Below are 14,186 nucleotides of genomic sequence, written 5' to 3'. Positions count from 1 at the left end.
GTCGTACATGCCAGACAACCCAAGCAACTATCAAAATGACTGACAACCGCAGGTGTGAGGTCGATTTCACCCTGATTGAGGGCATCCATCATGTATACTCGTCCCCGAGGCGAATCCATCTCTGTCCCCAACACGCGATAACTAGGGCAAGTGGACAAACAAAAGCCACAATGCACGCAAGCATCGATAAGTTTAGGTTCCGGCGGATGTTGGGAGTCTAAGGTAGGAGATTGCATGGGAATTGGTGATTAAGCCATTGCTATACGTCGTTGATGGAATCAAGAAACTTTGGGTGAGTGTGTTGGGTTTCATTCTTCTGCTTGGTGCGCTAAACCCTCGGGGAACCCGAGGAGCGCGCATCCGCAACCCAACCTACAGATCCTTGCTGTAAGTATGTTGGAACACGAATCGCTATCCACTATCCACTATTCACTATCCACTGATTTCACTACCCATTTCCAGAGCGGATGAGAACTACCTTGCTTGCGAATCTCACCCACTTGCCTAATCAATCGTTGATATTCTGGTGTAGGTAAGCCCCAGATCTGATTTCGGCTTTGCCAGACTAAAGTGCCTGCCATCATCCCGATACACAAACACAAACCAAAAGCCGGAATCGGCTGAAAAGCCAGTCCGTATCTAACCGCAGCCCAGGTAAAATCTTCTTGAATCAGACTAATAGGATAACGCAATTCCCAGAGACTATAGGCACCTACTGTCAACCATAATAATCCGATCGCAATCCATCGCAGATAGATAGTGATGCGATAGAGGCGAGCCACTTGGTTTTTAAAAATTGGGTCGAGTTCGATTTCTAGAGCATCTGCTGGTAAATTCACTTTAGACATAGAATAGCAAGTTTGTCATTGCAGCAACTCAAAAAGTATCTGCTAGGATTCAGTACCGATAGGAGCTGGATTGGACGGCGTGGGATGACGTTCGCGCCACCAAGCGAAGAGGGTACTAGCGATAAAAATACTCGAATAGGCTCCAGCCGTGAAGCCAATAATCAAGCATAAGGCAAAGTTCTTGAGTGTTTCACCCCCGAATAAATAAATCGATAGTAATGTCAGCAGTACAGTTAAAGTAGTGTTGATCGATCGAGACATGGTTTGATTGACCGCATCGTCTACAATTTTGTCGATCGGTTGGTTGGGATCGATCGTGATTACTTCCCGAATACGATCGTAAATAACGACCGTATCGTTAACAGAAAAACCGATAATTGTCAATAGTGCTACGACAAATAAACTGTCGATTTCTACGCCACTAACTAAACCCAAAATCGAGAAAATGCCAGTAGTAATCAAGACGTCATGGAATAGTGCGATAAAGGCAAAGAAAGCATAGTCAAATTTGAACCGGAAGGTGAGATATAACAGAATCAATCCAAATGATAAGCCGATCGCAATCAAGCCATTTCTAAATAATTCCTCGCCGAGAGTCGGCCCAACAGTGTCATTTTGGGTTTTCTGAGGATCGAATTTACCGATTTTTTCACTCAAGGCAGCTTCGAGTTTAGTTCTAGAGTCAACTTTGAGATCTTTAGTTCTAATCGATAAACCTGTCGAATCTTTACCCACCACTTGAATGATCGGCTCGACAATTCCCTGATTCTTGACGATCTCGCGCACGATTGCAATATCGATCGGTTTACAATTATTCGCGATCTTACAGTCGAGTTCATACTGTAATTTCGAGCCGCCTGTAAAATCTAATCCTCTCCGTAAAGGCGATCCGATCTCTGGATTTGTCCACGATAAAATCATCGAAACAATTCCCGCTAAAATTACGGCGCTGGATAACAGCCACCACCATTTACGCTGTTTAGTAACACTGAATTTCTTCATAATTTAATAGCTTATTTACTTAGTTACTAAGCTAGGGACATTGGGAGCAAAAAGCTGGGTTTTTTGACGGAGGGCGGGAAAACCTAGCACTAATAACAGCAAAAATGTGCGGGTACAAGTCAGCGATGTAAATAAACTGATCGCGACCCCAACTGCTAAAGTAACGGCATATCCTTTTACCAATCCCGAACCGAAGAAGAATAAAGCACCGCAGGAAATCAACGTTGTGACGTGGCTATCCAAGATACTATCGAAGGCGCGGTGAAAACCTGCCTCTACCGACTTATACAAAGTTTTACCCGTCTGGAGTTCTTCGCGGGTGCGCTCGAAGATCAGCACGTTGGCATCGACAGCCATCCCGATACTGAGAATAAATCCAGCGATGCCTGGGAGCGTCAAGGTGACTTCTAAAATATTAAAAGCGGCTAATGAGAGGAGCGAGTAAATTATCAGCGCAAAGTCCGCTACTATTCCGGGTAAGCGATAGTATACAGCCATAAAGATGGCGACTAGTATCAATCCACCGATACCTGCATAAACACTACTTAAGATGCTGTCTCGCCCCAGTGTTGCACCAACAGTGGGGTTTTCGACAATTTCGACGGGAAAAGGCAGGGAACCACCTCGAAGTTGCACGGCTAAGTCATTGGCTGCTTCGGTAGTAAAGTTGCCCGTAATCACGGCTTTACCGCCAGCAATCCCCGTTGCGGCAAATTGTGCGCCGACAGTTGGGGTGCTAATCGGGTCATTATCCAGGAAAACACCGATCGAGCGACCCGTTCCTGCTAAATTTTTGGTTAGTTTGGCAAAAGCATCGCCACCAGCACCGTCAAATTCGATCGAGACTTCCCACGCGCCAGCACCCACTGGTTCGGGATTGGCGCGTCTGAGTTGCTTACCCGTAATTGCGGCAGGATCGAACAATTTGCTAATCTCAACGTAGGATTGCTCGATCGCGGCTTGATTTTTGGCGATCGCTTGTTTGTCTGTGGATTTAGACTTCTTCAAAGCTGCTTGCTGGTCTTTTGCGGCTTTGAGTACTGGTAGCTCTGCACTCAATTGTCCCTCAGTGCCAGCTTTTTGTTCGCGAAATTCGAGTTGAGCTGTACCGCCGAGAACGCGTTCTGCTTGCTGCGGATCGTTAACGCCAGGTAATTGGACTAAAATCTGATTATTACCAGCCGATTGGATCAGTGCTTCCGATACACCTAGACCATTAATCCGATTTTCAATTACCTTTTGAACAGCACTGATATCTTGGTCGGAGATCGTGGGGCGATCTTTAGTTGGTTTTATCTGAATAGTCAATTGCGATCCGCCTTGTAAATCTAATCCCAAGCGCATTGGCTTGTTGACTAGCAACGTAATCGCAGCGATAACTAAGACTAAAATTAAGCCTAAAATAACACGCTGTTTTTGCATAAGTTGAAACTAAGGATACGGGATAGTCGATAATTAAGTTTTTATATTAGAAAAGCTAAATTTTAGCGATCGGCAATTAAATTTAAATTGATACCGGATATTGTTATGGGCTGTGGGGTCTAGAGGATGTGACGATCGCCAGTTCGCTCTGTTGACCCTGCACCCATTTACGCCACATCTTTAGAGTTTGCCATCAACCATTTTCTCGATCGCTTCCGCAATCTGTGGGGGTTGAATAATCGTCAGGTATTCTAACTTTCCATTATAAGGAGTCGGAATATCCTGTGACGACATCCGCAAGACGGGCGCATCTAATTCATCAAAGAAATTATCCACGATCGAAGCCGTTAATTCAGCACCGATACCGCCAGTCCGCATACACTCTTCAACAATGATGACTTTATGCGTCTTCTTAATCGATGCCCCAATTGTTTCGAGATCTAACGGTTTGAGCGAAATCAAGTCAATAATTTCGGGATCGTAACCTTTACCTTCGAGGGATTTCATCGCCTGGGTACAGTGATGGCGCATCCGTGAGTAGGTGAGGACGGTGACATCTTTACCAGGACGCACGATTTCGGCTTTGTCCAGTGGGAGGAGATATTCATCATCTGGCAAGTCCTCCTTGAGGTTGTAGAGCAGGACATGCTCAAAGAATAAGACGGGATTCTCATCTCTGATTGCCGACTTGAGCAACCCTTTAGCATTGCGTGGCGTCGAACAAGCGACGATTTTCAGACCCGGAACTGCTTGGAAATAGGCTTCTAAACGCTGGGAATGTTCCGCACCCAACTGTCTACCCACACCACCAGGGCCGCGAATTACCAACGGAATTGTAAAATTACCACCAGAGGTGTAGCGCAACATCCCCGCATTATTAGAAATCTGGTTGAAGGCAAGGAGCAAAAACCCCATATTCATCCCTTCAATAATCGGTCGCAGTCCGGTCATGGCAGCCCCTACAGCCATCCCCGTAAAACTATTTTCGGCGATCGGGGTATCTAGTACCCGCATGTCTCCATACTTCTTATAGAGGTCTTTGGTGACTTTGTACGAACCGCCGTAGTGTCCGACATCTTCACCCATCACCATGACTGCTGAATCCCGCGCCATCTCTTCATCGATCGCGGCACGGAGGGCATTAAAAAATAGAGTTTCTGCCATGCTAGGTTTACAACACTTAAATTTCTCAGATCTTACTCTAGCAGAGTTAGGGGATAGGGAGTAGGGAATAGAGGGTAGAGGGTAGAGGGTAAAGGGGAGGGTTAGATGGTGGAGGAGATTCCCGACTTCTCGAAGAAGTCGGGAATCTCGTAAGATATGAGCATTTGAAGCTAAGAGTTGCCCTGTCCGGTGATATGCCGTAAGATAATATCGATTTTCCGATTTTGTTCGTCTTGTTTCTGGCTTTGCTCGTCAAACCGTCTATTCATGTTTTCTTCCAGTGCGTCGATTTCCTCATAGACGCGATTAAAAGAGTCATTTAATTCTCTCCAAGTCACCTGAGTGTCTTCAAGTCTACTCACTCTTCTATCCAGTCTTCGGAGCGATCTAATTAGATCTGTATCGTCTGGTTCTCTGGCTTGTGTCATAGTGGCTAATAACGATTGATTCTCTAGACACCTTCACAAGTTCTTACTTTAGTCAGCGTCACTATATCTGTATTTTATCTCGATCGATCCCATCCGCCAGATCTAAAATGGGCACTGAGTTTGAATCGAAATTCGTTCTAATGTATCTGGATGTATAAAACTCAGTTCTCGCGCATGGAGATGCAATCTTTCTACATTCGCCTGACAACCATAGAGTCGATCGCCTAAAATACACACACCAAGCCCACGAGCATCGGCTGCATGGACGCGTAACTGATGCGATCGACCAGTCACAGGCATAAACTCAATCCGCGTGTAGCCATCGATTTGCCCCACTACCTGAAACTTTGTCAAACTAGGTTTACCCAAACTAAAGTCTACCTTTTGGCGCGGTCGATCGAGCGGATCGCCCCATAATGGTAGACCGATCGAGCCTTTTTCTAATCCAATCCTGCCACCTAAAATCGCCTCATAAACCTTGTGCGTTTGTCGCGCCTCAAATTGCTGACTCAGATGTCGGTAAGTCAATTTATCCCGCGCGAGTAATAGTATCCCCGACGTATCTCGATCGAGTCGATGAACGCTATAAATTTCGGGATATAATTCCCGCAATCGAGTCAGCACGCTATCCTGTAGATCGATCGTCCGTCCAGGTACAGATAATAGTCCGGCAGGTTTATCAACAGCAATTAGATATTCATCTTCATAAATAATCGGTAAATCCAACTCTGACGGTTGCGGCGACAACCCCGCCAACATGAACCCCATCAGCGGCTGACACCGCTCCACACAAGCCCCATAAAACTCCCCCTGAATTCTTCTCCCCGTCTCCTCATCCCCCAGTCCCCCCGTCTCCCCGTCTCCCGCACCTCCCCACCAAAACTCCGCCATTGCGATCGGTTTCAACCCTTGACTGGCGGCATAATGCAGCAACTTCGGCGCACAACAATCGCCAGTTCCTGTCGGAATACCTGCTGGCATCAATTCTCGCAACGAGCTAGATGTGCCCAAAAAGTTCATCAACCGATAAGCATCGTGCATCTGTGTCTGAAGTTCGCGCGATCGAATTTTGCGTAGTTGCTTGAGTTCGCGAATTCGATCGTCAGTCCTGTTTAAAAGCTCCTGTAGCGGCTGTAAAACTGCATCGCGCGCTTGTTTGAGTTGACGGCGTTCGCGTCCGTCCTGGCGGCTTTGAGCGGTGAGTTCGTCTAAGGCTGCTGTTACTGCCAAGCCGCTAAGAGTAGATTCCTGTTGTCGCTGTTGCTGTCGAAATGCCTTGCGCTGACGATGCTCGATCGATAATTTCTCTAATTTAGCTGCAAATTCCGCTGTTAATAATCGATAGTGTTCTCGCGCTGGGATGCGATCTAATGCGATTAATTCTTGTTTCATCGCGGCTAGATCCGCTAGTGTAGCAGCTTCCGAGATCGCCACTCGATCGCGCCCCGGAATTGGCGGTACCCATCCAGCCACAATCGCCTCGCCATTAAGTAATCCCGAAAAAGCCTTAATCGAGTAATATTCCCCTGTAGTTGTTTCTACCAATAACACCCCATACATCTTACCTTCGCGGGCATATATATCTTCTTCCCGTGCCATTTCTACCATCAAATTACGGGCGATCTGTTCTACTTCATGAGTACGTGGTAATTTTAATATTTTGCCACTGTGGGGACACAATCCTGCGTAGACATAGGTGATGGGAGGATTGGGATTGCGATCGGTAATACGATCTAGCATAACGAGCGAGGAAGAGAATTTAGTGCTGTTAGTAGAATTATGAAAATTTTGAGGGACGGTTTACTGGTTAGGAAATTAACTGTTTCTGAATACTCAAAGCAACAGCTTCAGCGACCTTAATCCCATCCACCCCTGCTGAGAGAATACCCCCAGCATAGCCAGCCCCTTCGCCAGCGGGATATAAACCCTTGGTATTCAGGCTTTGATAGTCATCCCCGCGCTTGATACAAATCGGCGATGAGGTGCGGGTTTCGACCCCTGTCAGCACGGCATCGTGCATGGCAAAACCATCGAGCTGCTTGTCAAATGCTGGAATCGCTTCCCGAATCGCCTCGATCGCGTAATCTGGTAGACTCGCACTCAGATCGCACAGGTGGACACCAGGCTTATATGACGGTTTGACAGTCCCTAACTGACTGGAGGCTTGAGCCGCCAAAAAGTCACCTACCAGTTGTCCTGGAGCCTCATAGGTGCCACCACCGAGCGCAAATGCCTTCTCTTCTAACCGTCGCTGAAACTCGATGCCAGCAATCGGGCTACCCGGATAATCCTCGGGCGTAATACCCACGACGATGCCACTATTAGCATTCTTACCGCTGCGCTCGTACTGGCTCATCCCATTTGTCACTACCCGCCCCACTTCAGATGTCGCTGCGACAACTTGCCCACCCGGACACATACAAAAGCTATAAACCGATCGACCGTTGGCGCAATGATGGACTAGGCTATAGTCAGCCGCGCCGAGCATCGGATGTCCGGCTTGAGATCCCAGCCGACATTTATCGATGACGGTTTGGGGATGCTCGACGCGAAACCCGATCGAGAAGGGCTTGGGTTCGATGTATACTCCCGCATGGTGGAGCATCTCAAAGGTGTCGCGGGCGCTATGTCCGACTGCGAGAATCACATGGTTGCTGGGGATATATTCGCCACCAGCTAGAGTTACGCCGCAGACTTGCCCATTTTCGATATTAAGCTGTTCTACCCGACTCTGAAAGAGAGTTTCACCGCCTAATGATGCGATCGTATTCCGGATATTTTCGACAATTTTTACTAGGCGGTATGTACCGATGTGGGGTTTATTAATGTAGAGAATTTCCGACGCTGCACCAGCATTAACTAGTTCTGTCAATACTTTCCGCCCGTGATGATTGGCATCTTTGATCCGGCTGTACAGCTTACCATCCGAAAAAGTCCCCGCGCCGCCTTCGCCAAATTGAGCATTGGATTCTGGGTTAAATTTTGCCTTGCTCCAGAAGCCGAATGTATCGACAGATCGATCGTGTACCGCCTTACCCCGTTCTAAAATAATCGGGCGAAATCCCATCTGTGCGAGTAATAACCCTGCAAACATCCCACATGGCCCGCAGCCAATCACGATCGGGCGTGACTCTAATCCAGAGTGGGCTTGGGTTACATGCCGATAGCTAGTATCTGGAGTCGGCACGATATGCGGATCTTTTTTAAATCTCTGTAGTAGCTGTTGCTCTCTAGTTGTCTCGATGTCAATAATATATACAAAAGAAACTGCGCCGCGTTTGCGCGCATCATAGCTCCGCTTAAAAATCTTGTGCCGAATCAAATCCTTGGGAGCGAGGGAGAGTTTTTTGAGAATGGCGGACTGGATATCTGCTTCAGTGTGTTCTAGTGGGAGTTTGACTTCAGAGAGGCGGAGCATGAACGTTATCCTGGGCAGTGGGGGCAAAATCTACTCTTATTTTGTCACAATGGTCATAGTTGCTGCCAAAGATCGGATACCAAAAAATATGACTAAATCGAGAACTCGCGTGCGGGAATTAGCCACCGCAGCTTATGCTAATGGCGACTATACAGGCTGGTTTGAAACTTTATATGCTGAAGCCGACGGCAATCTCGATGCGATTCCTTGGGCAGATCGGGCGGTAAATCCCTGGCTGCTAGACTGGGTAAAAGCATCGCAGTTAAACTTCCAAAATCTGCGGGTATTAGTCGTCGGTTGTGGATTAGGAGACGACGCTGAATACTTAGCTGGACTTGGTGCGAAAGTCACCGCCTTCGATCTATCTCAAACGGCGATCGATTGGTGTCATACTAGATTTCCTAGCTCAAAGGTAAACTATCAAGCTGTCGATTTATTTACCGCTCCTGCTAAGTGGAAATTTGGTTTCGACCTAGTAATTGAGATTTATACAATTCAAGCTTTACCTGCCAATATTCGCCCAAATGCGATTGAGTCGATCGGCAATTTTGTCGCGCCTGCTGGTAAATTATTAGTAGTCTGTCGCGGTCGCAATCCTGAAGATGCTTGCGAGAGTTTACCATTCCCACTCACAAAAGATGAGTTACATAAATTTATCGAGACTGGCTTGATAGAAGTATCATTTGCCGATTCGATCGACGAATTCGACATCACCCCAGCCAGACGGTTTCGGATCGTCTATACGCGATCGAACTAAAAAATTAAATCTCACTCACTTCGAGTCACCAGTTGGAATGAAAATCAAATTGTATTTTATAGATTAATTTCTAAAAGCCAATCAGTGAAACAGATTGAAAGCTTTTTAAAAATATTTATAAATAAAATTACCCTATCTTCAGATTGGAGATAGGGTAATTTTAAATGGATTTAATGTTGAACAGGTAATAACAACAATTAAATTAATTATTAATTATTAATTAATTGACCTATTTAGCCAAGATTGAAAAAGTGCTTAATACCGGGATGTTAGCTACCAATAAGTAGGCAACAGCCGCGCCACCAATGCCGCCGACTAGGAAAGCAGAAGTAAAGTCACCCCAGCCTTTACCACGCTCAAAATTTGCGGGTGGTTTCGGTGCAGCGACGCTCGGTAGTGGCGGTGGGGGGCTAACAGCCGCGTAGATGGCCAGACAAGCACTTAAAATAACCACCAAGCCAATGGTAGAAAGCAATCCGGCTAAGTAAGCTTGGTCGGTATGACGCAGCGGCCCTAAGAGGGTGAAGGGGCCGAGTAAGAAATACCCATGAGCCATGCCTACTTCCAATCCCCGGCGTTGCGGAGACAAACCAGCTCGGTAAGCTGGTAAATTGCTGATGAAAGCTTGGATGATACCCGAAGAGTTGATGGGAGTAGCTAAGTTACTCACTTCAGGACTGGGACTATTGACGGCTTGAATACGAGTAGCCATAGAAAACCTCTCAAAATAAATAGGGAAATGGAGGAATAGGCGCGAGCAGATTAGTAATGAGAGTAATAAGTAGAAAGGCTCAATCGAATATTTAGATATCCTGACAAGGGCTTCAGTTGATTTCTAATACTTAAAACAATTGTGCCGACCTACTTAAATAATCCCGCTCTGCTCACATTAAATACTACAAGGGATGAAATAATAAATCTGGAAAGACGTAATTAAATTCAATCAAAATGACCGCAGTAAATGCCATCCAAATTGTTGCCAAAACTGGGGCAGTAGATAAAAATCTGAGAAAATTTGACATGGACTATCTCCAGAATTTAAGATCGATAGGTGGCGATCGTCGCCATCAGTGGCACGATCGGGGAATGAGCTAAAGGATCTAGCGAGGTGAAACAGTGATTTCACTATCTTTAGCAACTAACTTACCGGAGGTGAATTCACCTAAAGCAGCAGCAGGCCAAGCAAAACCGCTTAACATACAGCTAACTGCCAACGGTACATCGATGACGATTTCTTTTTCTTCGGTGTTGTCAAATTTCTTGATGGCGATGATATAGGCGCGACCGACCCAACCAATCCAGCCAGCAATGTAGAGAAATAAGATTCCTGGGATCAAGAAGTCACCTGCCCGATCGAGTCGTCCGTCTACAATCAAGTGAGGCAGTCCTTCAGGGCCGCACAAAGCTTGAGAGTAACGTTCAAAGCGTTTTTTGCCTGATTCGGGGTCATTGGTGGTGTTACGTGCCATTGACGCACGTTGCTGAAAAGCAGGAGAATCGCCACAACGAACGAGTCCGGCTACTTCTGAGGCAGATGCGAGGGGAGCAAAGTTGAACCAAAGACAGATGGCAAAAACCAAAGCCAACAGTTTTTTCATAGTGATTGTTTCCGTTTATAACAAAACAAATAGTTTTATTTACAAAACACACGATCGGGTTGACGATCTGCTTTAGCAAAAAAACTATAATAGTCTTTTGGTCGGTCGGCAACGGTCTTTCGCGAAAGATCGCGAAAGATCGCTGATAATTGTAGAGATTGGCAAGATTCGACCAACCGATCGAGATTGCTAAGTAAGCGATTCAGGTTGGTGTAATATCTGAAATAACAGCTACACCGCGCTGATTGCCAAACTACTTATCTCTATTTTCATCTTTAAAATTAGCAGCTAATGACAACAGTTTTATCAATTGAAACAAGTTGTGACGAAACGGCGGTGGCAATCGTTACCAATCGTAAAGTTTGCAGCAGTGTCATCGCCTCCCAAATCCCAATTCATACTCAATATGGGGGCGTGGTACCGGAGGTAGCGTCACGGCAACATTTATTAATAATTACAGAGCTAATCGATCGGGTTATTAAAGAAGCTAATCTAGACTGGTCGGCGATCGATGGGATTGCGGCGACAGTTGCACCAGGATTAGTCGGCGCACTGATGATCGGCATGAGCGCAGCCAAAACTTTGGCGATTTTGCATGACAAACCATTCTTAGGCGTTCATCATCTGGAGGGACACATTTACGCGTCTTACTTGAGCGCACCAGAACTAGAACCACCATTCTTATGTCTACTGGTATCAGGTGGGCATACTAGCCTGATTCATGTCAAAGATTGCGGCGTGTATACCGAACTCGGGGCAACCCGCGATGATGCTGCGGGGGAAGCTTTTGATAAAGTGGCGAGATTATTAGATCTGGGCTATCCTGGTGGCCCCAAGATCGATCGCTTGGCAGCGCAAGGCAATCCGACGCTGTATCCTTTACCAGAAGGGAATATCTCGCTCCCTGGGGGTGGTTTTCATCCCTATGATTCGAGTTTTAGTGGCGTCAAGACGGCGGTATTGAGATTGGTGCAAAAATTGCAAGCCGAAGGGCGGGAGTTACCAGTGGCAGATATCGCTGCTAGTTTTCAACACAGTGTCGCCAAATCGCTTACCAAACGCGCGATCGTTTGTGCGACCGACTATGGATTGGAAACGATCGTTATCGGCGGCGGTGTGGCTGCTAATCGCGGCTTGAGGGAGACGTTAGCCACTGCGGCAAGTCAGCGAGGGCTGAAGGTGTTGTTTCCACCGCTGGAATACTGCACGGACAATGCGGCGATGATCGGTTGTGCGGCGGCAGAGCATCTGAGTCGGGGACATGTGTCGCCACTAGATCTGGGGGTGCAGTCGCGGTTATCGATTATGGATGTAATGAGTTTGTATCGGACTGGTGAGGTTGGGTAAGGGGTAAAAGGTAAAAGGTAAAAGGTAAGAGGTAAGAGGTAAGAGGTAAAAGGTAACGATACTTAAGTTATGGTGCAGGCGTTGCACTTGGGCTAGGTGTTTTACTGGGAGTTAAAGCTGGTTTAATAGATTTTGATGGGGGCTTGATTGCTTTGGGTGGTGTCGGTAACTTGGCGATTCCTGGCTCTTTTTTGAGGGCGACAAAAATGTCAAAGCGATTGCTCGATTCATCGGCGATGGCACTAGTGACACCCAGGCTTCGCACGGCGCTGAACCCAGCTTTGACTTCTGGAGATATCGATGGTAGGGGGAGATTGCCAGCATTGATGGTACGATCGACATCAATGAAAAATTGACCGTTGTGGGGACTGAGACTCGATCGCGTCGATTGTTGAAATAGTGGGGTATCTGACAGTTTTTGTTGGGGTTGCGGGAGGAAGGTATCGCCCACAGGTGCGCCGAAGTTGAGGAAAGCGAGGTTGTTATCGAGCCAGCCATGAGTCACCTTGGTACCCCCCAATGGTGATGTCAGATCGATCGCATCTTTGCCACCGATTCGGGTTTTGGCGATCTTAAACCCTTGCTTTTGACTCATGGTTTTGTCAAAGATGGCGAAGGCTTTATCTGCGGCAGATCGATCGCTAGCTTGCTGAAATAATAGCAGTCCTGTACCAAATTCCGTATCGATCTTAGCTGCTTTGGGGACGATCGCGATGCCAAAAGGGCCTTTACTCCAGTTGAGGATTTCTGGCTCTAATGTTAGTCCGGTGAGACTATCCAGGTTTTTGACGAGATCTTCAGGTTTGACAGGTGCCAAAGGATTGGCTGCGGCACTCTGAACATAGTCTAGCCACAGTCGCTGTAAGTTACCGCCAGATACCATGACTAGTGTCGTGGCAGGGAGATTTGCCGCGAGGTTTTGAGCCTGATTTTCGACTGTTAATTTTTGCTTGGCATTGGGTCTGAGCCAAGAAATCCCTTTCCAGGCAATCCCGTCTGCTTCGATCTGGGCATTTGCCGCTATGCCTTGTTGAGTCTGGGTTTGCGCTAATTTATTGGCGGTTAGTTGGAGCGGGGAATTAACCGCTGCTACTGCGGTAGCTACTGGAACATTCAGATAGACGCGTGCAAAAGGTCGATCGATCTCGATTTGGGCTAGCGCTTTGGTATAGCCTGGGAGTGTGAGTAAAGATTTACCGTTTTGTTGAGTATCGATGACTCTTTGCAGTCCTACTCTGTCTGTCGCGATCGTGACAAAGTTATCTAGGATCGCGATCGCGATCGTCCCCTGTTTGCGCTTAAATTCTCGAATAGCGACCCCTTTGTAGTTAGTTTCGACTAAATTGGCATCGATCGGCGTTTGATGCTGTTCTACGACTTTCTGGGCGGCACCTCGATCGGCGATCGGTAAGATGGCGATGGTTTGCTGGCTGAGGATCGTCCCTGACTCGGCTCTAATTCCTGCTGCCCCTGGATTGTGCAGATAGCCGACTAAAATTTGCTTGCCAATCCACGGTTGGATATCGCGTTGATAGTCATATCCATAGGTTGTCAAAAAATCGGTTTGCAATTTAGCTAATTGCTGCTCGACAATCCCGCGACTTAGGGGAACGCCAAACTCGTTAAATTTCTGCCACCGCGCCACATCGGTAGAGACGGAGATGGACATCAAAGTATCTTGAGGTAATAAACTCACCCCATCGCTGGTATCGAGATTAGTCGAGCCTGATAACATTTTCCAGACACCGCCAGCCAGCAATCCCACGACTAATATCGCCGCTCCTGCGCCAGCAACAATCCGCCTATTTTGCTTTTGTTTTTTGGTCGCAGTCCGTGGCTTAGACTTGGGGTTGGGCATTTTATTAGGCATGGCGATCGGGGTAAATAAGCGAGTAGTTGAGAATTAGAGATCGAGTAATTAAATATAAAATATCATGTAGGGTGGGCACTGCCCACCAGATAGGTTTCAGACAATATTTATCCGATTCATACTTGCACCTACTACTTCAATAGCTGTATGTTGTTGACTATCTCAAGATCGATGTACTGCACCGATCGATCTTGCCAAAAATCCTGAGTCTGATGCGATCGCAACAAAGTCCTATTGATTGGAATTTAGACTAAAGATTAGTGCCACCAAGTCGCGATCGCGATCGCGACAACCGCCCCGAAAATAGTATTGATAACAAAGAAAAGTTAAAT

The 14,186-nt window shown here is 46.8% G+C and carries 14 protein-coding genes; 2 read left to right on the top strand and 12 right to left on the bottom strand.

Features of this window, described 5'->3' with window-relative positions; all coding sequences use genetic code 11:
- The 8 genes from RMO52_RS22755 to RMO52_RS22720 form a co-directional block, all read right to left on the bottom strand.
- Positions 1–236, bottom strand: a 236-nt coding sequence (locus RMO52_RS22755) for a 4Fe-4S dicluster domain-containing protein (protein WP_310418895.1), incomplete at its 3' end; no start/stop codon positions are given.
- A 189-nt stretch (positions 237–425) separates the two neighbouring features.
- Positions 426–848: a hypothetical protein gene (locus RMO52_RS22750; RefSeq protein WP_310418892.1), complete on the bottom strand. Its 423-nt coding sequence runs from the start codon at positions 846–848 to the stop codon at positions 426–428.
- A gap of 42 nt (positions 849–890) precedes the next feature.
- Positions 891–1,850, bottom strand: coding sequence for a protein translocase subunit SecF (secF, locus tag RMO52_RS22745; protein WP_309741804.1), 960 nt, complete (start codon positions 1,848–1,850; stop codon positions 891–893).
- 15 nt (positions 1,851–1,865) lie between these two features.
- The gene (gene secD, locus RMO52_RS22740) at positions 1,866–3,272 is read right to left on the bottom strand and encodes a protein translocase subunit SecD (protein WP_310418889.1); all 1,407 of its coding nucleotides are present in this window, start codon (positions 3,270–3,272) and stop codon (positions 1,866–1,868) included.
- A gap of 180 nt (positions 3,273–3,452) precedes the next feature.
- On the bottom strand, positions 3,453–4,436 hold the full coding sequence (locus RMO52_RS22735) for an alpha-ketoacid dehydrogenase subunit beta (RefSeq protein WP_310418886.1): 984 nt from the start codon (positions 4,434–4,436) through the stop codon (positions 3,453–3,455).
- Positions 4,437–4,606: 170 nt separating this feature from the next.
- A complete protein-coding gene (locus RMO52_RS22730; protein ID WP_309740042.1) occupies positions 4,607–4,864 on the bottom strand; it encodes a hypothetical protein in 258 nt (85 codons plus the stop codon).
- A 102-nt stretch (positions 4,865–4,966) separates the two neighbouring features.
- A complete protein-coding gene (locus RMO52_RS22725; protein ID WP_310418883.1) occupies positions 4,967–6,604 on the bottom strand; it encodes a pseudouridine synthase in 1,638 nt (545 codons plus the stop codon).
- Positions 6,605–6,671: 67 nt separating this feature from the next.
- Complete coding sequence (locus tag RMO52_RS22720; RefSeq protein ID WP_310418880.1) at positions 6,672–8,282, bottom strand: NAD(P)/FAD-dependent oxidoreductase; 1,611 nt, start codon at positions 8,280–8,282, stop codon at positions 6,672–6,674.
- Here RMO52_RS22720 and RMO52_RS22715 point away from each other — a divergent pair.
- Positions 8,281–9,039: a class I SAM-dependent methyltransferase gene (locus RMO52_RS22715; RefSeq protein WP_310418878.1), complete on the top strand. Its 759-nt coding sequence runs from the start codon at positions 8,281–8,283 to the stop codon at positions 9,037–9,039. The two genes, RMO52_RS22720 and RMO52_RS22715, sit on opposite strands and share 2 nt — an antisense overlap.
- Before the next feature lie 229 nt (positions 9,040–9,268).
- Here RMO52_RS22715 and RMO52_RS22710 read toward each other — a convergent pair whose 3' ends face one another.
- The 3 genes from RMO52_RS22710 to RMO52_RS22695 form a co-directional block, all read right to left on the bottom strand.
- Entirely contained in the window at positions 9,269–9,751 is a 483-nt protein-coding gene (locus RMO52_RS22710) for a photosystem I reaction center subunit XI (protein ID WP_309742255.1), read from the bottom strand.
- Between the two features lie 184 nt (positions 9,752–9,935).
- Complete coding sequence (gene psaJ / locus RMO52_RS22705) at positions 9,936–10,061, bottom strand: photosystem I reaction center subunit IX (protein WP_396135088.1); 126 nt, start codon at positions 10,059–10,061, stop codon at positions 9,936–9,938.
- Positions 10,062–10,139: 78 nt separating this feature from the next.
- Positions 10,140–10,637: a Photosystem I reaction center subunit III gene (locus tag RMO52_RS22695; RefSeq protein ID WP_309742256.1), complete on the bottom strand. Its 498-nt coding sequence runs from the start codon at positions 10,635–10,637 to the stop codon at positions 10,140–10,142.
- 291 nt (positions 10,638–10,928) lie between these two features.
- On the opposite strand from RMO52_RS22695, the gene tsaD reads away from it, so the two are divergent.
- On the top strand, positions 10,929–11,984 hold the full coding sequence (gene tsaD, locus RMO52_RS22690) for a tRNA (adenosine(37)-N6)-threonylcarbamoyltransferase complex transferase subunit TsaD (RefSeq protein ID WP_310418874.1): 1,056 nt from the start codon (positions 10,929–10,931) through the stop codon (positions 11,982–11,984).
- Positions 11,985–12,051: 67 nt separating this feature from the next.
- On the opposite strand, the gene RMO52_RS22685 is transcribed toward tsaD, so the two are convergent.
- A complete protein-coding gene (locus RMO52_RS22685) occupies positions 12,052–13,854 on the bottom strand; it encodes a DUF3352 domain-containing protein (protein ID WP_310418871.1) in 1,803 nt (600 codons plus the stop codon).
- Between the last annotated feature and the right edge of the window lie 332 nt (positions 13,855–14,186).

This window comes from Chamaesiphon sp. OTE_8_metabat_110, from assembly GCF_031382685.1.
Taxonomy (GTDB): domain Bacteria; phylum Cyanobacteriota; class Cyanobacteriia; order Cyanobacteriales; family Chamaesiphonaceae; genus Chamaesiphon.
The sequence above is the reverse complement of the archived record's forward strand: the minus strand, read 5'-3'. Positions and strand labels throughout refer to the sequence as shown.

What these genes read in the sequence shown, in the direction of transcription:
- RMO52_RS22750 (WP_310418892.1), bottom strand. Translation starts at nt 848, where the DNA reads ATGTCTAAAGTGAATTTACCAGCAGATGCTCTAGAAATCGAACTCGAC.
- secF (WP_309741804.1), bottom strand. Translation starts at nt 1,850, where the DNA reads ATGAAGAAATTCAGTGTTACTAAACAGCGTAAATGGTGGTGGCTGTTA.
- secD (WP_310418889.1), bottom strand. Translation starts at nt 3,272, where the DNA reads ATGCAAAAACAGCGTGTTATTTTAGGCTTAATTTTAGTCTTAGTTATC.
- RMO52_RS22735 (WP_310418886.1), bottom strand. Translation starts at nt 4,436, where the DNA reads ATGGCAGAAACTCTATTTTTTAATGCCCTCCGTGCCGCGATCGATGAA.
- RMO52_RS22730 (WP_309740042.1), bottom strand. Translation starts at nt 4,864, where the DNA reads ATGACACAAGCCAGAGAACCAGACGATACAGATCTAATTAGATCGCTC.
- RMO52_RS22725 (WP_310418883.1), bottom strand. Translation starts at nt 6,604, where the DNA reads ATGCTAGATCGTATTACCGATCGCAATCCCAATCCTCCCATCACCTAT.
- RMO52_RS22715 (WP_310418878.1), top strand. Translation starts at nt 8,281, where the DNA reads ATGAACGTTATCCTGGGCAGTGGGGGCAAAATCTACTCTTATTTTGTC.
- RMO52_RS22720 (WP_310418880.1), bottom strand. Translation starts at nt 8,282, where the DNA reads ATGCTCCGCCTCTCTGAAGTCAAACTCCCACTAGAACACACTGAAGCA.
- RMO52_RS22710 (WP_309742255.1), bottom strand. Translation starts at nt 9,751, where the DNA reads ATGGCTACTCGTATTCAAGCCGTCAATAGTCCCAGTCCTGAAGTGAGT.
- psaJ (WP_396135088.1), bottom strand. Translation starts at nt 10,061, where the DNA reads ATGTCAAATTTTCTCAGATTTTTATCTACTGCCCCAGTTTTGGCAACA.
- RMO52_RS22695 (WP_309742256.1), bottom strand. Translation starts at nt 10,637, where the DNA reads ATGAAAAAACTGTTGGCTTTGGTTTTTGCCATCTGTCTTTGGTTCAAC.
- tsaD (WP_310418874.1), top strand. Translation starts at nt 10,929, where the DNA reads ATGACAACAGTTTTATCAATTGAAACAAGTTGTGACGAAACGGCGGTG.
- RMO52_RS22685 (WP_310418871.1), bottom strand. Translation starts at nt 13,854, where the DNA reads ATGCCTAATAAAATGCCCAACCCCAAGTCTAAGCCACGGACTGCGACC.